Consider the following 22157-nt stretch of genomic DNA (forward strand, 5'->3'; position numbering starts at 1 on the left):
TTTCCTTTCTTATTGCGACGTCACACCGCCCGCGCTTCGTAATGGCGCGGCGGCGTGACGATCTCGTCCTGCGCGCGCACGATCTCCAGTTCGTAGCGTCCCGCGAGGTGCGTGACGCAGAGCACCGCATCGACGGCCGCGAGCGTATGTTCGAACGCCGCCCGCACCGTATCGCCCTTGAGCAAGCGGGCCAGAAATACGCCGGACGTCAGATCACCGACCCCGACCGGGTGACGCGAGAAAGGGTAGAGCGGACGCGAACCGTGCCACGCTTCGTCGCGCGTGACCACCAGCATGTCGAAGCGATCCGCAGGCTTGTCGGTGTAATCCAGGTGCTTGACGAGCACCATCTTCGGTCCGCGCGCGAGCAGGGCGCGGCAGGCCGCGACGGCGTCGTCAAACGAATCGATCGGATGTTGCGAGAGCTTTTCGAGTTCGAGATGGTTGGGCGTCATGATGTCCGCCATCTCGGGCATGTGCTCGACCAGATATTGTTCGATGCCCGGCTTGACCTGACAGCCTTTCTCCGGATGGCCCATCACCGGGTCGCAGAGATAAATCGCGGCCGGATTGGCCTGCTTGACGCGTTGCACGGCCGCGCGTACGAAGCCCGCCTGTTCCGGCGCACCGAGGTAGCCGGAGAGCACGGCGTCGCAGTTGCCCAGCTCGCCGATGTCCGCGATGCCGTCGACGAGTCGCAGGATCTCGTCGCTCGGCAATGCCTGTCCCGTCCATTTGCCGTACTGCGTGTGGTTCGAGAATTGAACGGTGTTGATCGGCCAGACGTTCACGCCGAGACGTCGCATCGGAAACTCGGCGGCGCTGTTGCCTGCGTGGCCGAACACGACGTGGGACTGGATACTGAGGACGTTTTTCATGTAGACGGGGAGGGCGGCAAGGGCATGGCGCGAGGCCATCGCCCTTGCCGTTAGTCGATTACTTCTTCGACGTCATGACGGCCTCGGCCACGTTCTTCGGGGCTTCGGCGTAGTGCTTGAACTCCATGGTGTACGTGGCGCGACCCTGCGTGAGCGAGCGCAGCGACGTCGAGTAGCCGAACATCTCGGAGAGCGGCACTTCCGCGCGCACGATCTTACCGCCGCCCACGATGTCGTCCATGCCCTGCATGATGCCGCGACGCCCGGAGAGGTCGCCCATCACGTTGCCCATGAATTCCTCGGGGGTCTCGACTTCCACCGCCATCATCGGTTCGAGCAGCACCGGCTCGGCGCGGCGCATGGCTTCCTTGAAGGCCATCGAACCGGCCATGCGGAACGCGTTTTCGTTCGAGTCGACGTCGTGGTACGAACCGAACGTCAGCGTGACCTTCACATTCACGACCGGATAGCCCGCGACGACACCGTTGTTGAGCGTATCGCGAATGCCCTTATCCACCGCCGGGATGTACTCGCGCGGCACCACGCCGCCCTTGATGGCGTCGACGAATTCGTACGGCTTTTCCTTGTCCGGTTCGAGCGTGATGACCACGTCGCCGTACTGGCCGCGTCCGCCCGACTGCTTGACGAACTTGCCCTGCACGTCCTCGACTTTCTTGCGGACGGTTTCGCGATACGCGACCTGCGGCTTACCGACGGTCGCCTCCACACCGAACTCGCGGCGCATGCGGTCGACCAGAATTTCCAGGTGCAGCTCGCCCATGCCGGAGATGATCGTCTGGCCCGATTCTTCGTCGGTCTGCACGCGGAACGACGGATCTTCCTGCGCCAGACGGTTGAGCGCGAGGCCCATCTTTTCCTGATCGGCCTTAGTCTTCGGCTCGACCGCTTGCGAGATCACCGGCTCCGGAAACTCCATCTTTTCCAGAATGATGAAGTGGTTCGGATCGCACAGCGTATCGCCGGTTGTCGCTTCTTTCAGGCCCACGGCGGCGGCGATGTCGCCCGCGCGCACTTCCTTGAGTTCCTGGCGCGTGTTCGCATGCATCTGCAAGATGCGGCCCAGACGCTCCTTTTTGCCCTTCACCGCGTTAAGCACGGTGCTGCCCGACTCGATCACGCCGGAATACACGCGGAAGAAGATCAACTGACCGACGAACGGGTCCGTCATGATCTTGAAGGCGAGTGCCGAGAACGGCTCGTCGTCCGACGGATGACGCTCGATCTCTTTGTCGTCCTCGTCGTGACCGGCGATGGCGGGCACGTCGACGGGCGAGGGCAAGTACTCGATCACGGCGTCGAGCATGGCTTGCACGCCCTTGTTCTTGAAGGCCGTGCCGCACAGCATGGGCACGATCTCACCGGCGACCGTGCGCTTGCGCAGCCCGGCTTTGATCTCGTCCTCGGTCAGTGTTTCGCCGCCCAGATACTTTTCGAGCAACGTCTCATCGGCTTCGGCGGCAGCCTCGACCATCTTCTCGTGCCACTCTTGCGCGAGGTCCTTGAGGTTGTCGGGAATATCGATGTACTCGAACTTCACACCCTTGGATTCTTCGTCCCAGACGATGCCTTTCATCTTCACGAGATCGACGACGCCCTGGAAATGGTCTTCGGCGCCGATGGGAATCTGAAGCGGCACGGCATTGCCGCGCAGACGTTCGTGAATCTGCTTGTGCACGCGGAAGAAGTCGGCGCCCACGCGGTCCATCTTGTTGACGAACGCGATGCGCGGCACCTTGTACTTGTTGGCCTGACGCCAGACGGTTTCCGACTGCGGCTGCACGCCGCCGACCGAGTCGTAGACCATACAGGCGCCATCGAGCACACGCATCGAGCGCTCGACTTCAATGGTGAAGTCGACGTGTCCCGGCGTGTCGATGATGTTGATGCGGTGTTCGGGGAAGTTGCCGGCCATGCCGCGCCAGAAGCAGGTCGTCGCGGCGGACGTGATCGTGATGCCGCGCTCTTGTTCCTGCTCCATCCAGTCCATCGTGGCAGCGCCTTCGTGGACTTCGCCCAGCTTGTGATTGACGCCCGTGTAGAACAGGATCCGCTCGGTCGTCGTTGTCTTGCCAGCGTCGATGTGAGCGCTGATGCCGATATTTCGGTAGCGCTCGATGGGGGTCTTTCGGGCCACAGTACACCTCTTTTCAGACGGTGAGGAAAAGGAACGGGAGCAGCCATCATACTCCAATGTCCCGATACCTCGCTGACGGTCACATCGTCCGCAAGTCCAGCGTAGACGGGGCTTTGCGGCGAGGGCGCGGCCATGCGTCGCATTGTGTGCGAACACAAAAAAGCTAAGCCCCGGCGGGAGGGCCGGGGCTTTGGTAGTGATCGCCCGGTTGACGTCTAGGTGACCACTAATACGGCAAGACGTGTCACACAGAACGCGACATCAGGCGACCTGGCGTTCACGCGAGAATGCCAGCACGGCACCGCGCGGGCTATTGGACGCGATGCCAGCATCGTCGTCGTAACCGGCGTTTGCCGTGTCGCCACCCGGCAGACGGAAGACCGCCACGGCCTCGCGCAGATTGCGCGCCTGATCTTCGAGCGAGCCAGCGGCCGCCGTCGCTTCTTCGACCAGTGCGGCATTTTGCTGCGTGACCTGATCCATCTGCATCACGGCCGTGTTGACCTGCTCGATACCGCCCGATTGTTCGCTCGATGCGGCCGAGATTTCGCCCATGATATCCGTCACGCGCTGCACCGCTTGCACGATTTCCGTCATCGTGCGGCCTGCATCGCGCACTTGCGACGAGCCGTCCTCGACCTTGCCCACGGACGTCTCGATGAGCGACTTGATCTCCTTGGCCGCCGCAGCGCTGCGCTGGGCGAGCGTGCGGACTTCACCGGCGACGACGGCGAAACCGCGTCCCTGTTCACCGGCGCGCGCTGCTTCGACGGCCGCATTCAGCGCGAGGATGTTGGTCTGGAAAGCGATGCCGTCGATTACGCCGATGATGTCGTTGATCTTTGTCGAACTGGCCGCGATTTCCTGCATCGAGCTGACGGCGCGTTCGACCACGCGGCCACCTTCACCGGCGATCTCCGAGGCATTCGCGGCGAGTTGGCTCGCCTGACGCGCATTGTCGGCATTCTGTTTGACGGTGGCCGTCAACTGCTCCATGGACGACGCCGTTTCTTCGAGCGACGCGGCTTGCTCCTCCGTTCGCGACGAAAGGTCGGTGTTGCCGGCGAGCAGTTCGCCCGAGGCCGAGGCGATGGCGGCGGTGCCGCTGCGCACACGTCGCACGATCTGATCGAGGCTTTCGTTCATGTGTTTGAGGGCTGCCATCAGTTGACCGGTTTCGTCGCGGCTGGTGACTTCGATGCGGCTCGTCAAATCGCCTTGCGCGACGCGCTCGGCCACTTCGACGGCGCGTGCGATCGGACGCGTGATGCTGCGCGTGACCGAGTACGCTGCGCCGATGCCGACGACTGCGGCGACCGCGCCGAGCGCAACCAGCAGCCATTTGGCGAAGGCGATGTCGGCGGCCGTGGCGGCACCTGTGTCGTCCACGATCTTCTGTTGCAACTTGACGAGATCGGCGGCTTCGGCCTGCATGGTGTCGAGCGCGGGCAGCGCTTCGCGTTCCACGAGGCCGATGGCGTCTGCGCGCTGGTCGGCATTCAGGTCTGCGATGATCTTGTTGCGCGACGTCTGGAATGCATCGTTGTGCTTACGCAGACTCGCGATCAACTCCTTGCCGCGTCCGGACGTCACATATTTGTCGAGCACTTCCTGCGCCGCAGCAATGCGCCCGAGATTGGCGTCGATGCGTTCGTTGAAGGCTTTGCGTTGCGCAGGATCCTGCGCGGTGGCGACTTCGAGCATGCGCCGGGCGTTGCCGCGCACCATGGCGTCGATACTGTGTGCTGCGTCGGCTTTCGCCCACGCGCGGGTGAGCAACTCTTCGTTGGAGCGTTCGATGGCGATGAAGCGCACCAGCGCAATGACCAGCATGGTCAGCAGCAGCAACAGCAGGGTGCCGAAGCCAATGGCCAGTCGGGTTCGGATCTTGAGGTCGGCGATTCGCATAGGGAGTGACTCCTTGTAGTGATTGGATGCCAGGACAACACGGGTGACGTGTAACTGTCGGCGTTTTCGAGGAGTGGTCGCCGGTCTGCTGCGTATAAGCATCGGTACCCGGATCAGGCGCGACGCGACGCAGCTCACGCGCCGGAAGCGACACGTGTGACATGTCCGGCGACGCGTGACGGGGGGATTCGATGAAGCCAGTCCGTCTGATTTCGTATACGACCGGAAATATGCGAACTGAAGGCCACTTTTAGCGCGAGGGGGTAAACGACGAGTTGAGCAATAAATCGGGACGCGCGGCGCGCGACGCACGCGACGTTGTCGAGCCCAGCGATTCAGGCGGTTTGATGCGATGTGGCCGCCTAATTCGCGCGCTTCGGCGCACCTGTGTGCGTATTAGAGCAATCAGACAAAACGTACGGCATAGATCGGCGGCAAGTGCGCCGACAGCGATTGCCATTGCTCGCCCGCGTTGTCGCTGATCCATAGCGCGCCGGTGGTCGACCCCATCGCGAGGGTGCGGCCGGTGGCGTCGATGTCGAGTCCGTGCCGGTAGATGAGATCGTAGGAGGGCGTCTCGGGCAAACCGTGCGAGAGCGCGGTGAACGACTCGCCGCCATCGCGCGTGCGCGTGACGACGAGACGCGCGTCGACGGGGATGCGACACGCGTCGCGCTGCGCCGGGGCAAACCACGCGACATCGGGGTCATGCGGATCGACCACCACCGCGAAGCCGAAACTCGACGGTGCGGCCTGAATGCGTCGCCACGTCGCTCCGTAGTCGAGGGTGCGGAAGATGCCGTTGTGATGCTGGGCCCATAACGCGTTAGGGGCGTCGCGACACTGCACGAGACGGTGAACGTCCTGCGCGTTCGGATCGAGTCGTCGCTCGGGCGGCATGTAGTCGGCCTCCATGCCCGACGCGGCGAGCGCCCATGTCTTGCCATCATCGCGCGTGCGCCAGACGCCGCCGGTCGACACTGCAACCATGACCTGTCGGCTGTCGTGCGGATCGATGCAGATCGAATGGATACCCGCGTGATCGTAGCCGCCGCCCATCCATTCGGCACGTTCCGGTCGATCCCACAAACTCCCGATCAGTTGCCAGCTTTGCCCGTGATCGCCGGAGCGAAACAGGCCGCCGGGAATGGTGCCCGCCCACAGCACGCCGGGCGCGTCGGGGCCTGCCGCTTCGAGGGACCAGAGAAGCTCGACCGAAGGCGCTTGCGCCGTTGATGTGGCGGACTCTGACGGCGGGGCTTCCGTGTCGGACGTGTCGGCAGTATCGGACGCTTGCGCAAACGCGGGCGGTGCAAGTTCCGTCCATGTGCTCGCGTCACGCGCGCGGCTCCACAGCTTCACGCCGAAGTGGCCAAGGTTGAGCGCCGCGTAGTCGGTGCCGTCGCGGGCGTCGTGCAATACCATGCTGACCGGCTCGCCGGGAAAGTCCGGTGTGCTCGACGTCAATCGCCATTCGGTGCCTTCACGCTGCCATGTGAACAATCCCTTGCGAGTGGCGACCAGGAGGGTCGCGCCAATGACGTGTTCCATGTTGTGTCTCCTCCTCATCCGCCCGAAAGCGCCTGCGCGACGTAGACGCTGCTCGCGCCGGTCAGTGTATCGCCCAGGGTGCGACGATCGCGTATGAGCCGACCGTCCACAAAGACGGCGACGTGCGGGCGCAAACGTCCCTGATCGTTGAACAAATAGCCGCGCAGGGCGGGGGTTTGCGCCACGCATTGCGCCAGCGCTTCTTGCACGCTCGCGCCGTCGACGTGTTGCTCGTCGACGGGCACATGACGCTGTATTGCAGGCGCAAAAGTGACGGTCGCCATGTTGAGCTTGTGGGTGTTGTGTGAGTCGTGGCTCGCTTGTGCGTTGTCCTGCTGCCGCAGAGCGTTCGAAAGGCTTGCGTGCAAGGCCGTCCATCGTCGGCAGTGAGACTTTCAGTGTAGACAATGAGGATCATCTGCGGCGGGAGCCTCCCGGATTCGTCGCGCGAGTGTTGCGTGTGCGCCGCGCTATGTATGCCGGGAAATAACGCATGTTGCGGACGAGCGCTACGTGCGGGGCGCGATTTGGTGTCCTTTGCATGACGGCTGACGAGTTTCGGGGGCGTGTGAAGCGTGATCCTAGGGTGCGGCCTCGCATATCGGACACTCCCCAACCCCATTCACCCCGTTATGTTTCACCATTATCGGAGTGCCCGCGAGCGCGGTGCCGTAACCGAAACCAGGAGGACACAATGGCGAGAGCGAAAGGCAAGGACATCGGGATAGGACGTTGGTCTGATAACGCGGCCAAGCGTCAATGGCGCTTGCACAAGGAGGGTGAGCCGTCGGCCAAGGAAGATCCGACGGTACGGCGTCCGCCCGAGCTGGCGAAGTGCGAGGGGCATTTCGTCTGGAGCGTGCGACAGGCGGCCTTCATTGGTCGCGACGACGACGCGCGTGACACGCGTGAACCGCGCGATTCGCGGGGTCTGCTCAAAGGCGGCGTGCGTCACTATGCGCCCTGTACGGCGCACGCGAAGCGCTACGAAAGCGTGGCGCAGGCGAGGGCGGCGGGAGATACGCTGGTGGGCGACGTGCTGATCATGTACGGCTACGCCGCCAACGGCCCGCTATACATCGTGGGGCGATGACGGTGTAGCCGATCCGGTGCTCGGGCCGGGGCGGATGGGGTGGCGGATTGATTCGGCCGGTTACTTCGGATTACTTGCCGAGTTCGTGGCCGATCACGCCGCCGACGACGGCACCGCCGATGGTCCCGGCGGTGCTGCCGCCGGTGGCTTCGTGACCGATGACGCCGCCTGCCGCTGCGCCACCCAGCGTGCACCCGATGATGGACGAACCCATCGCAAGCGCGGTGATGACAACGAGAATCGACTTGGCCATTTTCATGATGCGTCTCCTGTAGCAATTGCCGGGCGCGCATTGCGCGGCAGCATGACCTCAGCTTAGTGCGCGGGTGTTTTGGGCACTATCGGCAGCGACTGAATTGGCTGTAGGAATTGGACGACATGGGATTCGGGCTACGGACCCATAAGCCAACCGACGATCGACGCCCGATGGCCAGACACCATGCGAGTGACTTGATGCAGAACATAGCCAGGAAAAACCACGACGCTCCCTTTTTCCCGAAACGCTGGATCCTTTAGCTCGGCGTGGCTCGCATCCCGGAGCATGAAGTCGCCCCCTTCGTAACTTCCCCCATCAGAAAGCATGATGATCACCGTCACAACTCTTCGCAATGGCGTCGGATGGTCGGGTATTGGATGGGCGTCCGGCGCGCTGTCGCGATGCCAGTTGAAGAAGTCGCCCGCTTCGTAAGTGCTGAATTGTGTGCCCTGCATTTCGGCGATGTCGTACTGCCAGAGTTCACGGTTGGCGAGACATCCGTAATGAAGGCAGAGCCGGGAAATCCAGTGTGCATTGTCGAAGAATCCGACTTTCGATTTTCTGGCCTTCTCGTTGTGCACGACGCCGGCGGTAGCGGATACGACAGCGGCGTCCGATAGGGTGATCGTTCGCCCGGTGTCGTACAAAAGGTCACAGAATTCGTCGGGCAGGTGCGATGGCCATACCCGGTAGAGCGCGGGGGGGAGTGGAGAGGGTGTCATCCCAGGTCCTCGAGAGCGTGCGGTGGCGACCCTACGGTACGGGGCTCAGGCGTGCCACGCAGTGTATGAGGACGCCCGGCGCAACGACGCACGCGCACGCATTTTTCGGGAGGATGTTAGGGGGAATCCGATGGACCCTTCCCAAGAGCTGGTTCAAGCCCGGCGAAGTTTCGCGTGGAAACGAAAAAGGGCCTGCAAGCGCAGACCCTTTTCGTTACATCAAGACTTGGTGGGGCGTGAGTGACTCGAACACTCGACCTACGGATTAAGAGTCCGCTGCTCTACCAACTGAGCTAACGCCCCGGTACTACCGGGAACAAAAAAGGCTGCAAGCGTCGCAGCCTTCCTGTAATGCTTTGGTGGGGCGTGAGTGACTCGAACACTCGACCTACGGATTAAGAGTCCGCTGCTCTACCAACTGAGCTAACGCCCCGATGCTACCGGGAATAAAAAAGGCTGCACGGCATCGCAGCCTTTCTTAAAAATTCGTTTGGTGGGGCGTGAGTGACTCGAACACTCGACCTACGGATTAAGAGTCCGCTGCTCTACCAACTGAGCTAACGCCCCAACGAGACCGAGATAATATCGGCTCTTCCGCATGGGGTCAACCCTTAATGGTGAAAATCCGCAAAAAAGGTCTCAGGCGAGAAGCGGAACCATCTCGAACGCCAGTACCGCGAGCACCGCGCCCACGACCACGAGCAGCGATCGCCAGCACATTCGAATGGTCCCTTTGCACGGCATTGCGCCGACAACGATCGCGCCGAATACCGCGATCGCAAACATGCAGACCAGTTGGGCATTGGAAAGGTGGGGCGCGATCATATTGGATCTCCCTGTCGCCACCAGGCGATGCACGAGGTAAGTCGCGTCTCAAGTATAGAAAACGGCTTCCCTCAAGCAAAGCGGCGCGACAACCGGGGTTTCCCCAGTGGCCGCGCCGAGCTTTCCGGACAGGTCTGCGATCCGTCCAAATCAGCGGCAGGCGTTTCGGCTGCCGATGCTTCGAACGTCATGCATGCCCCTCAGGGGACGTCGTCGTTATTCCGGAAGATCCAGGATCAGGATGATCGTCCAGGCGTCTTCGCCTTCGTGGTGGTACTGACGTTCCACCACAACGAACGGTTGCTTCTTGTCGCCCTTGCCGAGGAACATCACGTCACCTTCCTGCGGCAGGCATTCGAGCGGCGGCAACCCGAGCGGGGTGTCCTTGGGAACGAGTCGTTCGGCCTTCTTCGCTGCGCGCTCGGTCCACTCGATATCTAGTTGGATGTCACTCACCGGATGATCCTGTCTATGCAAATTGAAACGGCTGCATGGTAGCACGCAGCCTGCGCAGTCCACTGCCGTCCACCAACGCGTCCATTAAAAAAGCCCACGCTCCAGGGCGGGAGCGCGGGCGAAAGTCCCATGCGATTACGGGGAACGCATGGCGACAGGAGATGCGCCCGTGGGAAGCCGTGTGTGACTGCCGGGCCAGAGGGGAAGCACTGGACCGACGCACCACGGATAGCCCGGCAAAACGTCGTTGGGCGGGGGCGCGCGCCTGTCGGCGGGACTAAGACCTAATCAGGTGATGCAATAAGGTGACGCAACGCAGGCTGAAGATGCCGTCCGGCCTGCGTGCGTCAGTCACGCCGCCCGAGGGAGGCGTGACTGACGAGGGCCGGTTCGTCGCTTACGGATTCGAGTACTTCATCTCGCCGTTCTGGCGTGCACGCACGAGTTCGTCGTACACCTGTGCGCGCGTCTTGCCCGGCACGTTGGCGTTGTTCATCGTGTTGAACGCCGGGTAGTCGTAGTCGTTCTGCGGAATCAGGCCCTTGGCGCGCGCGTCGATCAGTTCCTCACGCACCTGTGCGCGGGTGAGCTGAGACGTTTGGGGCACCCAACCGAACGGCGAGCCGTCGGGGTAAGCGTCGCTCGACAGATGCGATTGTGCGAAAACGGAACCTGTTGCAGTGGCCATCGTGGCCGAGATCAGTGCCGATGCAATGAGCTTGCGATTGAGGATGCGATTCATGACGTTAATTCCTGTTCTTCTGTGTTGCGGGGGCGCGCAATGCATCGGTACCGAGCGTCTTTTGGTAGGACGCGGTATGCGTTGTGCGCGACCGGTGAAGCCAGTCTAAGCCTCCGGCTATCAAGGAAAAACGGCAATTAAGCGAATGAATCATTACGCGAACCGCAACAATCCGATGTGCGTTCTCGCCCGATGAGAGATGGTTGTTGGAACGGCATTAATGAAAACGCCACCCGAAGGTGGCGTTTCTCATGTGGCGACGATGCGGAGATGTTTCGGCTGCGTTCAGCGTGTCGCGATGGCAACGGCCGCACCGGCCATTACCGTGCCCGTCGCGCGATTCAGACGTTTCACGGCACGTGCCGAGCTGAGCAGTCGCCGTGCGCGGGACGCCAGCGCGATGTAGCTTCCGAACACAATGGCGAGCACCGTCAGTGTGACGCCGACGACTTCGATGTAACCGAGTGCCGTCACGCGTTGCAGATCGAGCAAGTTGGGCAGCAGTGCGAAATAGAACACAACGACCTTCGGGTTGCCCATGGTGACCGACAGACCGCCCAGAAACAGACGCCAGGACTTCTCGCGCGGTGCGGCGGCCAATGGCTCCGTCGGCGCGATGGCCGGAGCGTGCCACATCTTCCAGGCGAGATACAGAAGGTAAGCCGCACCGGCGTACTTGATCGCGAGGAACACGCCGGAGAACGTATGCGCCAGTGCCGCCACGCCGAGCACGGCGAGCGTGAGCCAGACGACATCGCCAATCGCGACGCCTGCGGTAAAGGCAATCGCGCCTTGCGTGCCGCGACCGAGGACGCGCGCGACGATGGCCGCAATGCCGGGGCCCGGTGTGCCCGCGCCCACGAACAGGGCGAGCGCGAAAGTCAGCAAGTGAGTCCAGTCCATCTCGGCGTCTCCTCGCGTTGATGTGGTTCGGTGTGTGTCGATACGTCGTCGGTGCGCAGTCGTTGTCGTCCTGTCATCTGTCGCCATCGCCATCGCCATCGCAGCCCTGCGGCCGTGACCGGCAATCCGGTGTCGCGGATGTCATGCGCCGAGCCAGGGCAGGCCGCGGAAGCACCAGCCGCTTACATTCTTGCGGTGACCGTTGCCGTCCTTGTCGCCTTCGAAGCCTTCGAGGATGTCGAACGATTGCGTGAAGCCGGCTTCGTATGCGACTTTCGCGGCGGCCTTCGAGCGTGCGGCGCTGCGGCACAGGAACAGCAACGGCGTCGTCTTGTCCGTCGTCTGCGACGTCAGTTGTTCGAGGAAGTGTTCGTTGGGCACGCCACCGGGATAGCGCACCCATTCGACGTTGGCGTACTGCCCGTCCGGCACCTGCGGGCGGCCGACCCAATCGAGTTCAGCGCGCGTGCGCACGTCGATCAGACGAACGTTGGCGTCAGCGTTGAGCAATGCCAGCGCTTCTTCCGGCGTGACTGCGCCTGCGTAGGCGAGCTGACCCGTGGCGCGACGCTGCGTTGCTTGGTCGAGAATGGCTTTTGCGCTTGTCATATTGCTGTGATCTCGTTAGTCGATGGTTGTCCTTCATTCTAGCGTGCAGCACATGCAAAGATGCGCTTTAAGTGACATCGAGCAGCATTGGGAGTCGTCTGGATATTTTGTGGACCGAATCCACCGCGCCCGACGACGGTGCAATATGGCGCACAACTTCGGGTCAGTGACGCGGCATGTTGGCACCGAAAAGGTGCATAATCGGAAAATGCACCAATTTAGTGATATTTTGGTGCGACACGCACCGAAATGGAGAATTGAAGCCCGCGAGCGGGAATTCGGCGCTGGACGCACCAGCATCGAATATTTCCTTAGAAATCAGTGGGCGAGGGTGAGGCACGACAGTGAAGCGATACGCTGGCACGCTTCCTGCTTATCACTGGCGAATCCGAACACGGAGTTCGTTAAGAGGGTGCGGCGACGCGGGCGATGAGCGCCAGCAGCGCCAGATTGAATCTTTCGGGAGATAGCATGAGCAAATCTGTGGCAGATGTGATGAACCTGGTTAAGGAAGAAGACGTCAAGTTCGTCGACTTCCGCTTTACGGACACGCGCGGCAAAGAGCAGCACGTCTCGGTGCCCGTGTCGCACTTCGACGCCGACAAGTTCGAGAGCGGCCACGCTTTCGACGGTTCGTCGATCGCTGGCTGGAAGGGCATCGAAGCCTCGGACATGCTGCTGGTGCCGGACGCCGACACCGCTTACATCGACCCGTTCTACGAAGAAAACACGCTGGTCCTGACCTGCGACGTGATCGAGCCGGCCGACGGCAAGGGCTACGACCGCGATCCGCGCTCCATCGCCAAGCGCGCTGAAGCCTACCTGAAGAGCACGGGCCTGGGCGACACCGCCTTCTTCGGTCCGGAGCCGGAATTCTTCATTTTCGACTCGGTCCAGTGGAACACGGACATGTCGGGCACCTTCGTGAAGATCAACTCCGAAGAAGCCCCGTGGTCCTCGTCGAAGGACTTCGATGGCGGCAACACCGGCCACCGTCCGGGCACGAAGGGCGGCTACTTCCCGGTCGCACCGGTCGACACGTTCCAGGACATGCGCTCGGAAATGTGCCTGCTGCTCGAACAACTCGGCGTGCCGGTTGAAGTGCACCACCACGAAGTCGCTGGCCAGGGCCAGAACGAAATCGGTACGAAGTTCTCGACGCTGGTCGAGCGCGCCGACTGGACGCAGATCCTGAAGTACGTCGTGCACAACGTGGCACATAGCTACGGCAAGACGGCCACGTTCATGCCGAAGCCGATCGTTGGCGACAACGGTTCGGGCATGCACATCCACCAGTCGATCTGGAAGGACGGTCAGAACCTGTTCGCAGGCAACGGCTACGGCGGTCTGTCGGAATTCGCGCTGTACTACATCGGCGGCATCATCAAGCACGCCCGTGCCCTGAACGCGATCACGAACCCGTCGACGAACTCGTACAAGCGTCTCGTGCCGCACTTCGAAGCCCCGGTGAAGCTGGCTTACTCGGCCCGTAACCGTTCGGCATCGATCCGTATTCCGTACGTTGCCAACCCGAAGGGCCGCCGCATCGAAGCGCGCTTCCCGGATCCGATGGCCAACCCGTATCTGGCCTTCTCGGCCATGCTGATGGCCGGTCTGGATGGCGTGCAGAACAAGATCCACCCGGGCGAAGCTGCCGACAAGAACCTGTACGACCTGCCGCCGGAAGAGGATGCAAAGATCCCGACCGTGTGCTCGAGCCTCGAACAGGCGCTGGAATACCTGAACGAAGACCGCGAGTTCCTGACGCGTGGCGGTGTGTTCACCGACGGCATGCTCGATTCGTACATCGCGCTGAAGACGGACGAAGCTCGCCGTGTGGCCATGACCACGCACCCGCTCGAGTTCGAACTGTACTACTCGCTGTAATCGGGTCGCTGCGCAGCAATGCGCCGGCATGACGGAACGCCTGCGGCCGACCGTCATGCTCGACAAGCACGGGGGGGATGGCCGCGGCCGTCCCCCTTTTTTATCCGCAGCGCGCGCCATGCATCGCCAACGTGCATCGTGCCAGCGGCCTGCCACGAACCTAACGCCTAGATCCTTGATGAAAAGTGTCCGCGCTGGTGAGAAAGGGCAGACGAAGCGGGCCTCGCATTCCGCTGATGCCGCCGATGTTGCTGCCGAATTGACGGCTGACGCCGCAGGCATCCCCGCGCCCCTGTCTGCGGTGCATGCCCTGGTCGACCCGTGGGAAGCGAAGCTTGCCGCGACCGGCATTCTGCCGGGGCTGGAAGCGTTGCCGACCGTGCTACTCGTGCTGGAAAAGCACACCTTGCGCGTGGTCTTCGCAAACCCGGCCGCCGAAGCGTTATTGGCCTTATCGCGTCGTTCGCTCTCGCAGATGACGTGGAACGATGTGTTCACGAACGGCGAGGTGCTGTCGTCGACGATGACGGAGCTCATCGCGAATCACTTCCAGACCACACGCCTCGATCTGGTGCTGGAACGCACCGCGCAGGAGCCGTTGCACACACACGCGATTGTGGCGGCCCCCGAGGCAGCGCCCGATTTCGTGATCGTCGAGCTGATCGAGAACGAGCAGAAGCTCAAGAACGAGCGCGAAGAGCGGATCATCGATCAGGCGTTGATGAACAAGCAGCTTATCCGCAACCTCGCGCACGAAATCAAGAACCCGCTCGGCGGCATTCGCGGTGCGGCACAGTTGCTGGAGTTCGAGCTGGATCAGCGCGAATTGCGCGAGTACACGCAGGTGATCATTAAGGAATCCGACAGGCTTCAGACGCTGGTGGATCGCTTGCTGGAGCCGCATCGCCATCCGTATATCGCCACGGACGTGAACATCCACGAAGTCTGTGAGCGCGTGCGTTCGGTGGTACTCGCGGAATTCCCGCAAGGCTTGTCGATCGAGCGGGACTACGACGTCAGCCTGCCCGATTTTCGCGGCGACAAAGAGCAACTCATTCAAGCGCTACTCAATATCGTGCGCAACGGTGCCGAGGCGCTGCGCGAGCAGATCGCGCGCGGCGACGCACGCATCGTATTGCGCACGCGAGTGGCGCGAAAGATCACGATTGCCAAGCGATTGCACAAGCTGGCATTGGAATTGCATGTGATCGACAACGGGCCAGGCATACCTGCCGACATTCGAGATCGCATCTTCTATCCGCTCGTCTCCGGGCGAGAGGGCGGAAGCGGTCTGGGACTCACACTGGCGCAATCGTTTATTCAGCGCCACGACGGTCTGATCGAATGCGAAAGCCGGCCCGGACGGACGGATTTTCGAATCCTGCTGCCCCTGGGCTGATGCGGCCCTCACGCCGTCGGCCGTAACACCTGCGGCCGGGCATAGACGTTACACGGTGAACAATGAAGCCGATCTGGATAGTAGACGACGACCAATCCATCCGATGGGTGCTGGAGAAAGCACTCTCGCGAGCCAACCTGCCGGTGCGCAGCTTCACCGGCCCGCGCGAAGCCAGCGCAGCGCTCGAACACGATTCGCCGCAAGTGCTGGTATCGGACATCCGCATGGCGGGCGGCTCCGGCCTCGAATTGCTGCAAATGGTCAAGCAACGGCATCCTGGCCTGCCCGTCATCATCATGACGGCGTTCTCGGATCTGGATAGCGCCGTCGCCGCGTTTCAGGGCGGTGCGTTCGAGTATCTGGCCAAGCCGTTCGACGTGGATCGCGCGGTCGAGCTGATTCTTCGCGCTGTCGAAGAAAGTCTGCGCGAAGCGACGGACGACGAACGTATTACCGAAGAGCCTGAGATTCTCGGGCAGGCGAGTGCGATGCAGGACGTGTTCCGCGCTATCGGGCGTCTGTCGCATTCGAGCGCGACGGTGCTCATCACCGGTGAATCGGGCTCGGGCAAGGAACTGGTCGCACGCGCGTTGCACCGACATTCGCCGCGCGCTTCGGGGCCGTTCATTGCACTCAACACGGCGGCCATTCCGAAAGATCTGCTCGAATCCGAGCTGTTCGGTCACGAGCGCGGGGCGTTCACCGGGGCGCAGGCAACGCGTCGCGGACGCTTTGAGCAAGCGGAGAGCGGCACGCTGTTTCTCGACGAAATCGGCGATATGCCGCTGGATTTGCAGACGCGTCTGTTGCGCGTGCTCTCCGACGGTAACTACTACCGTGTCGGCGGCCACAGCCCGATCAAGGCGAACGTTCGTGTGATCGCGGCCACCCACCAGAATCTGGAAGATCGCGTGCGTCAGGGCCTGTTCCGCGAGGACTTGTATCACCGTCTGAACGTGATCCGCTTGCGCTTGCCGTCATTGCGCGAGCGTAACGAAGACATTCCGCTGCTGGTGCGTCACTTCTTGCAGAAGAGCGCACGCGAACTGGGTGTCGAAACCAAGCGCATCAGCGAGGCGGCGCTCACGCATCTGACGCGCTTCCCGTTCCCGGGCAACGTGCGTCAGTTGGAAAACCTCAGCAACTGGCTGACGGTGATGGCACCGGCGCAGACCGTCGAAATCAAGGATCTGCCACCGGAATTTCAGACGCCGACCGCGCCCGCTGCGGTGGTGGCCGGTATGCCTGCGTATGCGAACGGTGCGGCGCATGGCGGGGCCGTGACCTCAGGTAGCGCTGACCCGGCACAGGGCGCGGCGGGATATGGCAGCGTGGGTGCCGTGCCGTCGGTGCCGGTTGGCGGCATGGGCGGGAGTGCAGGCGAGGCGGCGGGCATGCCGGGCGTACCGAGCGTGGAGAGCTGGGAGCCGATCCTGCGCCGCGAGGTCGCGCGATTGCTGCGCTCGGCTTCGCCGGACGTAATGGACCAACTCACGCGTCGCTTCGAGACCGCGCTGATCAATGAAGCGCTGGACTTCACGCGCGGGCGCAAGGTCGAAGCCGCGAGCCGTCTGGGTATCGGGCGCAACACGATCACGCGCAAGATCCAGGAGCTCGGGCTGGAAACCTGAAGCGAAACCGGGTAGGCTCCCTTGTTTCCTCATATCGCGACAAGGGAGCCGTATCATGGCAAGACGCATCCTGTTGACGGGCGCTACCGGGCAAGTGGGCTGGGAATTGGCACGTTGCCTGCAAGGCATGGGAGACGTGCACGCCCCCGGACGCAGCGAAATGGATCTGCTGGACACCGACAGCGTGGTGCGGACCGTGCGCGACTTCGCACCCGACCTGATCATCAATCCGGCCGCTTACACGGCCGTCGACCGCGCCGAGACGGAAGAAGCGGCAGCCTATCAGGTGAACGCCGTGGTGCCCGGCATCATGGCGGAAGAGGCGAAGCGTCTAGGTGCGCTCGTCGTTCACTACTCCACCGACTACGTATTCGACGGCACGTCATCCACGCCGTATCGCGAAGACGAACCGACCAATCCGCAAAACGCTTACGGACGTACCAAGCTCGCCGGTGAAGCGGCTATTGCCGCCAGCGGCGCCAACCATCTGGTGTTGCGTACGAGCTGGGTGTACGGTTCGCGCGGTGCGAACTTTCTGCTGACGGTTCAGCGTCTGGCGCGCGAGCGCGACGAACTGCGTATCGTCGCCGATCAGCATGGCGCGCCGACCTGGTGCCGCACGATTGCGGAACTCACGTCGCAGATGCTGGTGCAAGGGCTGGGCGATGCAGGTGAGGGTGGCATTGACGCAGACTTTTGGCGCGAGCGCGGTGGCCTCTATCACCTGACGGCCGCCGGCCAGACGACGTGGCACGGATTCACCGAAGCGATTCTCGATCTGACGGCACCGGACAAGCGTCCGAACGTTGTGCCGATTCCGACATCCGCCTATCCGTTACCGGCCAAACGTCCGGCCTTCTCCGTGCTCGACAACGACAAGCTCGCGCGTAACTTTGGCGTACGTGCGCCCGACTGGCGCGACGCCCTCAAACTCTGTCTCGCCTGAGGCACGACCGTCCCCCTCGGGGCTGTGCGATTAATTCGGAAATTCCTTAGCGCGCAGCTCCGAGTTCTTTCGGCAACATGGTGGCTTTTTGCGCACGCGCCCAAGCGTGCGCCGAGGAGCGATGCATCATGTGGTCTCAGTCCGCTGTCACTCGTGGCGCACATGCGCAGGCAGGTGTTACGGCCTCGCTTCCCTCGGAACACGTCGGGGGCGGCGCAAACGGCAACGGTGCCTTGCCGTCTTCCTATCCGTCATCCTCCAGCGGAGCGCCCGCCGAGGCACTGCGTTGCGCGATTCTGCGGGCCGATCTGGCCGAGCGTCGTGCGATCGCATTGCTGGTCTCGTGGCTGACACACGCACTTGCGCAGGATACGCGGCGAGCTGGCTGCGGCAGCATCGAACGTTTATGTGCGAGCGCCGATGCTGCACGAGGCGACTTACCTTTCGACAAAGCCGCGTTGACACGGGTGTGGAGCACGCGCTATCCGCATCTGTTGCATGGGGCGCGGGCCACAGACATCGCGCGAGATATGGTGACGTGGTGTTCGCCGTCTCGCGACGGCAGGGCGCGTGCGCCGCAGTGGCATTGGCTGTCCTCGGGGGATGCCGTCGCCTTTGACCCGGCGGCAATGGCCGACTGGCCGCTGCGCGAGTGGCCACCGGACATCCTCAGCGCGGCGTTGACGCTGACGAATCTACAGGACGGTGCGCTGCCGGATCTGTCGCTGTCGAACGGTGACCTGCGAGGCGTTCACGCACAGGGCGCGCAGTTTTGCGGCGGTCATTTCAACGCAACGGTCTGGTCGGGTGCGCGGCTGCGTCGTGCAGGGTTCGCGTACGCTAATCAGGTGGACGCCGAATTCGAACGGACGGATTTGCGCGAGGCATGTTTTCGCGCGGCGGTGCTGAGCGGTGCCCGCATGAACGGGGCCAATCTTCGTGGCGCAGAATTTCTGCATACCGTGATGAGCGGGGCCGATCTGAGTGAGACGCGTTGTCAGGGGGTGACGTTCGAGAAGGTGCGCCTCGATGACGCGTCCTTTCATCTGGCGCGCATGGACGGGGCGTGCTTCACGAACGGCAGCGCGCGTCGCACGATGCTCATTGGCACTCGGGCGCGACGTTCGAGATGGACATCGGTCACGATGAGCCATGGGCGGGCGTCCGGTGCAGACTTACGAGATGCCGCATTTCGTCGGTGCGACCTCGTGGCATGGGATGCGCGAGGCGCACAGCTCAATGGCGCATTCTTCGAGTCGTGCGATTTGCGCCGCGCGCGTTTTTGCGGTGCCAGTCTCAAGCGGGTGCGCATCGGGCGCGACTGCGATCTGAGCGCGACGCAATGGCAAGACGCCCGGCTTCGACTGGATGCGGATTGGCTGCGCCGTTTGACGCCATCCGAACTGGACCCGGTGGTGCGGTCCTGGATGACCTTTCCCGTGGACCAACCGGCCATGCGCACAAGCGTCTTCCTGCAATTGTTGAATGCGCTGCGTCACCGTTCTGCATTTTCGGCCGTTACCGACGCCCCTGAAGAGATGGCGCCGCTGTTGCATCGTTTGCCTGAGCACGTTCAACACAGCGATTGGCTCGGTCGACTGCTGGTTGCGCCGGGGGAGGCGGGCGGCCTGGCGGATCATGAATGTTTCGCGACGCTGCGTGCGCAATGGCTGGCGCGCAAGCTCGATATGCTGAACGACGTGCGTCTGACGCGCGACGAGGCTTCGTGGGCGACCGACGCGCTGATGGTCACGTTGTTCCGCTTGTGTGTGAATGGGCCTCCCGAGACCGTCTGGGCGCGCGCTGGCGCGATCTGCCAGACGCTTTACTGGGCTGAAGAGGGACAGGGCGGTGTCAGCGATTCGCGCACGGCGGCCTTGCGCGCGGCGTGGGTCAACACACTGCCTGCGCAAGTGCACGTCGCGCTGTCGGCGGACGGCGTCAACGCGCTGGACCCAGCCTACCTTGTGTGGATTCGGGCCGACGGCGAGGTGGCGGCGCGTCTGCCGAAAGCGTTGACGGCGGGTGTATGGGGCGTGGCAGGGGCAAGCCAGCCGAAGGAGGGGGATATGGGCTTCGCGGGTCACCCGCTCCCCGGCTGGCATTGGGTGGGCACACGGGTGGTCGTGCGCGACGTGGCGCTTCCCGGCGACTACGTGCCCGGGATCATGCGGCAACTTCAGGGGTTGCTGAGGGAGTTCGGGTGCCTCGCCGGTCTATGGCCGGTGGAGCGACCGCTCGATGCATTTGTCCGGCTGACTCGCCGGTGGCTTGGCGATGAGGGTGAGGTGCGAGCCGGTGCCGCATGCGGGAGTGGATGGCCGCACGCTGTCAGCACGCTCGCCAGCGCGGTGAGTGAACTGCCTTTGGCGGCGCTGCTGTCGCCACGTGCCGAATTGAGTCCACCTGAGCGTCTCGACGCCACGGTTCGCACGTCCCGGTCGCTCGCCTTTGTCCGACTGCACTCTGCGGGCCGCGCCGATATCGACGAAGTGTTTCGCGATCATCCCCTCTCGACGCCCGCCACCGACGCGGCATCGGGTATCTCCCTGTCGCGCCGTGTCCGGCTGGTTTCCGTCGCCGCCGGTCTGGCCTGGCTGGCGACCCAGCCGGAGTGGTATCTCTCGCTGCCGTCGATCGATGTGAGCACATCGATCGCGGACGGCGCGCGCCTTGCCTGCCGCCGCTACGCGCTCGCGGTGCTCAATGAGACGATGATCGGGGAGGCCACGTGGCGCGTGTTGCCACCGGCAATGGCGCTACAGGCCTGTCTTTCTGACGACGCCGTCGCGTCCTGGCATCTGGCCGAGCGATTGACCCAATGGCTGACCTGCCCCGAGATCATGGCGCTTCCCGGGCTGGCGGACGCTTGTCGTCAGACGCTCCCGTGGTTCTGGGCCATCCGATTCCCGCTTCCTGCCCACGTCATCACGGAAGCGACCCACGCCAGCGCTTCACCCCGGCGAGGCTCGGATAGCGTTGCGGCGGATTGAGGGGCGTTTTGCCTGATATTCCGCCATCAGCGCGACGGCACTTTCGTGGTAAAAATACGTACGTGCCTTACGTTGCATTACGTCAGACATGCGTCACAGGACGTCGCGAAACGTCTCACCGAGCTTCATGACGCCACATTACGTACGTCGCGCCTCCTTAATCCGAGACTTTCTGGGGTGTCACACCCCTTCCAGGCATCATGCACTCGACTTGTATTGCGTCAGGCTATCCGGGGTTCGTGGCGGTCAATCGTCGCGAGCTTGACGCTCACGTCCCACTCTCCTGGCCACTGTTCGACGCTGACGGCACGCCATTGCTGGCGGCGGGCGAGCGTCTGCCGTCCGAAGCCGATCTGGACTGGCTGTTCACGATGTTTGCGCCTCACCGGCCGCTGCCCGAGGGCGCGACAACGGGTGAGGCCGCCGGTCGGACGGAGGCCGCGAATTCGGCGTCGCCGCTCGGTGCGGGGGCCTCGACGGTCTATTTGCACGGTTTGCCCGTTCCGCTGCCGATCGGTGCGTGGATTCAGATGCGGGTGGCACCGGACGCCGAGATGACGCGCGTGCGGGCCCGACTGATCGGTCGGGCACCCAACGGCATGCTGATTATCACGCCTCCCATGGCGGGAGACGCGCGCATGCCGATGGTGGCGGGGGATCGGCTGGCGCTCTGGACGTTCCCGGGCGACAACTTGTACGAATTTTCGTGCGACGTGCATAGCGTGCACCACGGCCCATTCGATTACGTGGTGCTCTCGCGTCCGTCGCAAGTGCGGGAGACGCCGGTGCGTCGTACGCCGCGTGTCGACACCCGGCTCGTGGCGCGGCTGTCGCCTATCGACGAGACGTCGCGTACGTCGCTTACGCGCATGCTGGCCGATCCGCAGGACACGCCGGAGTGGCTCGTACTGGTGCGAGACATCAGTGCAGACGGTGCGGGTATCGTGGCAAAAGCCCCGTTGCCGGAGGGATGTCTGCACGTCGCGGTGCAGTTCCGTGTGCCGATCGGGGCGGATATCGTGCCGATCGTCGGGCGTGGGGCGGTGCGCAGCGTCGAAGGGCCGAGGGCCGATGGCACGTGGGCTTACGGTCTCGAATTCATGCAGATGGATACGCGCAACAAGGCCGCGATTCGTTGCTTCGTCTATGAGTCGCGGCTCACGGATCCGCGTGCGGGTCAGTAGGCGCCATGCCGCGAACGGT

The 22157-nt window shown here is 62.9% G+C and carries 19 protein-coding genes and 3 tRNA genes; 7 read left to right on the top strand and 15 right to left on the bottom strand.

Going from position 1 to position 22157, the window contains the following annotated elements:
- Positions 1 to 20 precede the first annotated feature (20 nt).
- The 5 genes from pdxY to NTU39_RS11340 all read right to left on the bottom strand — a co-directional run bounded on the left by pdxY (position 21) and on the right by NTU39_RS11340 (position 6776).
- A complete protein-coding gene (gene pdxY / locus NTU39_RS11320; RefSeq protein WP_257960072.1) occupies positions 21 to 878 on the bottom strand; it encodes a pyridoxal kinase PdxY in 858 nt (285 codons plus the stop codon).
- A 58-nt stretch (positions 879 to 936) separates the two neighbouring features.
- The gene (gene fusA / locus NTU39_RS11325) at positions 937 to 3033 is read right to left on the bottom strand and encodes an elongation factor G (protein WP_257959838.1); all 2097 of its coding nucleotides are present in this window, start codon (positions 3031 to 3033) and stop codon (positions 937 to 939) included.
- A gap of 261 nt (positions 3034 to 3294) precedes the next feature.
- On the bottom strand, positions 3295 to 4941 hold the full coding sequence (locus NTU39_RS11330; protein ID WP_257959839.1) for a methyl-accepting chemotaxis protein: 1647 nt from the start codon (positions 4939 to 4941) through the stop codon (positions 3295 to 3297).
- A gap of 405 nt (positions 4942 to 5346) precedes the next feature.
- A complete protein-coding gene (locus NTU39_RS11335; protein ID WP_373275375.1) occupies positions 5347 to 6492 on the bottom strand; it encodes a VPS10 domain-containing protein in 1146 nt (381 codons plus the stop codon).
- Between the two features lie 14 nt (positions 6493 to 6506).
- Positions 6507 to 6776 carry a MoaD/ThiS family protein gene (locus tag NTU39_RS11340; protein ID WP_150664971.1) on the bottom strand — a complete coding sequence of 90 codons (270 nt, stop codon included), beginning with the start codon at positions 6774 to 6776 and terminating at the stop codon, positions 6507 to 6509.
- A 410-nt stretch (positions 6777 to 7186) separates the two neighbouring features.
- Between NTU39_RS11340 and NTU39_RS11345 the strand changes: the two genes are divergently transcribed.
- Positions 7187 to 7585: a hypothetical protein gene (locus tag NTU39_RS11345; protein ID WP_150664972.1), complete on the top strand. Its 399-nt coding sequence runs from the start codon at positions 7187 to 7189 to the stop codon at positions 7583 to 7585.
- A 70-nt stretch (positions 7586 to 7655) separates the two neighbouring features.
- On the opposite strand, the gene NTU39_RS11350 is transcribed toward NTU39_RS11345, so the two are convergent.
- The 10 genes from NTU39_RS11350 to NTU39_RS11395 form a co-directional block, all read right to left on the bottom strand.
- Complete coding sequence (locus NTU39_RS11350) at positions 7656 to 7844, bottom strand: glycine zipper 2TM domain-containing protein (protein ID WP_044455446.1); 189 nt, start codon at positions 7842 to 7844, stop codon at positions 7656 to 7658.
- A gap of 131 nt (positions 7845 to 7975) precedes the next feature.
- On the bottom strand, positions 7976 to 8563 hold the full coding sequence (locus NTU39_RS11355; RefSeq protein WP_150664973.1) for a 2OG-Fe(II) oxygenase: 588 nt from the start codon (positions 8561 to 8563) through the stop codon (positions 7976 to 7978).
- 227 nt (positions 8564 to 8790) lie between these two features.
- Positions 8791 to 8866 (bottom strand) — tRNA-Lys (locus NTU39_RS11360).
- 54 nt (positions 8867 to 8920) lie between these two features.
- Positions 8921 to 8996, bottom strand: a tRNA-Lys gene (locus NTU39_RS11365).
- Positions 8997 to 9054: 58 nt separating this feature from the next.
- A tRNA-Lys gene (locus tag NTU39_RS11370) sits at positions 9055 to 9130 on the bottom strand.
- A 72-nt stretch (positions 9131 to 9202) separates the two neighbouring features.
- Complete coding sequence (locus tag NTU39_RS11375; RefSeq protein WP_150666825.1) at positions 9203 to 9388, bottom strand: hypothetical protein; 186 nt, start codon at positions 9386 to 9388, stop codon at positions 9203 to 9205.
- A 216-nt stretch (positions 9389 to 9604) separates the two neighbouring features.
- On the bottom strand, positions 9605 to 9844 hold the full coding sequence (locus NTU39_RS11380; protein ID WP_039398969.1) for a hypothetical protein: 240 nt from the start codon (positions 9842 to 9844) through the stop codon (positions 9605 to 9607).
- Between the two features lie 397 nt (positions 9845 to 10241).
- Positions 10242 to 10586 carry a DUF4148 domain-containing protein gene (locus tag NTU39_RS11385; protein WP_257959840.1) on the bottom strand — a complete coding sequence of 115 codons (345 nt, stop codon included), beginning with the start codon at positions 10584 to 10586 and terminating at the stop codon, positions 10242 to 10244.
- Positions 10587 to 10871: 285 nt separating this feature from the next.
- Complete coding sequence (locus tag NTU39_RS11390; protein WP_039398964.1) at positions 10872 to 11489, bottom strand: LysE family translocator; 618 nt, start codon at positions 11487 to 11489, stop codon at positions 10872 to 10874.
- A 141-nt stretch (positions 11490 to 11630) separates the two neighbouring features.
- The gene (locus NTU39_RS11395; RefSeq protein ID WP_150577750.1) at positions 11631 to 12098 is read right to left on the bottom strand and encodes a rhodanese-like domain-containing protein; all 468 of its coding nucleotides are present in this window, start codon (positions 12096 to 12098) and stop codon (positions 11631 to 11633) included.
- 471 nt (positions 12099 to 12569) lie between these two features.
- Between NTU39_RS11395 and glnA the strand changes: the two genes are divergently transcribed.
- The 6 genes from glnA (at position 12570) to NTU39_RS11425 (ending at position 22138) form a co-directional block, all read left to right on the top strand.
- Positions 12570 to 13985 carry a type I glutamate--ammonia ligase gene (glnA, locus tag NTU39_RS11400; protein WP_150666826.1) on the top strand — a complete coding sequence of 472 codons (1416 nt, stop codon included), beginning with the start codon at positions 12570 to 12572 and terminating at the stop codon, positions 13983 to 13985.
- Positions 13986 to 14163: 178 nt separating this feature from the next.
- Complete coding sequence (gene glnL / locus NTU39_RS11405) at positions 14164 to 15384, top strand: nitrogen regulation protein NR(II) (RefSeq protein WP_257959841.1); 1221 nt, start codon at positions 14164 to 14166, stop codon at positions 15382 to 15384.
- A gap of 62 nt (positions 15385 to 15446) precedes the next feature.
- Positions 15447 to 17015 carry a nitrogen regulation protein NR(I) gene (gene ntrC / locus NTU39_RS11410; RefSeq protein WP_150666827.1) on the top strand — a complete coding sequence of 523 codons (1569 nt, stop codon included), beginning with the start codon at positions 15447 to 15449 and terminating at the stop codon, positions 17013 to 17015.
- A gap of 55 nt (positions 17016 to 17070) precedes the next feature.
- Positions 17071 to 17961, top strand: coding sequence for a dTDP-4-dehydrorhamnose reductase (rfbD, locus tag NTU39_RS11415; RefSeq protein ID WP_150666828.1), 891 nt, complete (start codon positions 17071 to 17073; stop codon positions 17959 to 17961).
- Positions 17962 to 18089: 128 nt separating this feature from the next.
- Positions 18090 to 20954 carry a pentapeptide repeat-containing protein gene (locus tag NTU39_RS11420; RefSeq protein WP_257959842.1) on the top strand — a complete coding sequence of 955 codons (2865 nt, stop codon included), beginning with the start codon at positions 18090 to 18092 and terminating at the stop codon, positions 20952 to 20954.
- A gap of 200 nt (positions 20955 to 21154) precedes the next feature.
- Entirely contained in the window at positions 21155 to 22138 is a 984-nt protein-coding gene (locus NTU39_RS11425) for a flagellar brake protein (RefSeq protein WP_150666831.1), read from the top strand.
- Positions 22139 to 22157 lie beyond the last annotated feature (19 nt).

This window comes from Pandoraea commovens, assembly GCF_024704525.1.
In the GTDB taxonomy this organism is placed as follows: Bacteria; Pseudomonadota; Gammaproteobacteria; order Burkholderiales; family Burkholderiaceae; genus Pandoraea; species Pandoraea commovens.

Excerpts from the sequence above, each read along its gene's own strand:
- NTU39_RS11355 (WP_150664973.1), bottom strand. The coding sequence starts at position 8,563 with ATGACACCCTCTCCACTCCCCCCCGCGCTCTACCGGGTATGGCCATCG.
- NTU39_RS11350 (WP_044455446.1), bottom strand. The coding sequence starts at position 7,844 with ATGAAAATGGCCAAGTCGATTCTCGTTGTCATCACCGCGCTTGCGATG.
- NTU39_RS11425 (WP_150666831.1), top strand. The coding sequence starts at position 21,155 with ATGCACTCGACTTGTATTGCGTCAGGCTATCCGGGGTTCGTGGCGGTC.
- NTU39_RS11395 (WP_150577750.1), bottom strand. The coding sequence starts at position 12,098 with ATGACAAGCGCAAAAGCCATTCTCGACCAAGCAACGCAGCGTCGCGCC.
- pdxY (WP_257960072.1), bottom strand. The coding sequence starts at position 878 with ATGAAAAACGTCCTCAGTATCCAGTCCCACGTCGTGTTCGGCCACGCA.
- NTU39_RS11345 (WP_150664972.1), top strand. The coding sequence starts at position 7,187 with ATGGCGAGAGCGAAAGGCAAGGACATCGGGATAGGACGTTGGTCTGAT.
- NTU39_RS11340 (WP_150664971.1), bottom strand. The coding sequence starts at position 6,776 with ATGGCGACCGTCACTTTTGCGCCTGCAATACAGCGTCATGTGCCCGTC.
- NTU39_RS11330 (WP_257959839.1), bottom strand. The coding sequence starts at position 4,941 with ATGCGAATCGCCGACCTCAAGATCCGAACCCGACTGGCCATTGGCTTC.
- NTU39_RS11390 (WP_039398964.1), bottom strand. The coding sequence starts at position 11,489 with ATGGACTGGACTCACTTGCTGACTTTCGCGCTCGCCCTGTTCGTGGGC.
- glnA (WP_150666826.1), top strand. The coding sequence starts at position 12,570 with ATGAGCAAATCTGTGGCAGATGTGATGAACCTGGTTAAGGAAGAAGAC.
- glnL (WP_257959841.1), top strand. The coding sequence starts at position 14,164 with ATGAAAAGTGTCCGCGCTGGTGAGAAAGGGCAGACGAAGCGGGCCTCG.
- NTU39_RS11375 (WP_150666825.1), bottom strand. The coding sequence starts at position 9,388 with ATGATCGCGCCCCACCTTTCCAATGCCCAACTGGTCTGCATGTTTGCG.
- ntrC (WP_150666827.1), top strand. The coding sequence starts at position 15,447 with ATGAAGCCGATCTGGATAGTAGACGACGACCAATCCATCCGATGGGTG.
- NTU39_RS11420 (WP_257959842.1), top strand. The coding sequence starts at position 18,090 with ATGTGGTCTCAGTCCGCTGTCACTCGTGGCGCACATGCGCAGGCAGGT.
- rfbD (WP_150666828.1), top strand. The coding sequence starts at position 17,071 with ATGGCAAGACGCATCCTGTTGACGGGCGCTACCGGGCAAGTGGGCTGG.
- NTU39_RS11385 (WP_257959840.1), bottom strand. The coding sequence starts at position 10,586 with ATGAATCGCATCCTCAATCGCAAGCTCATTGCATCGGCACTGATCTCG.
- NTU39_RS11335 (WP_373275375.1), bottom strand. The coding sequence starts at position 6,492 with ATGGAACACGTCATTGGCGCGACCCTCCTGGTCGCCACTCGCAAGGGA.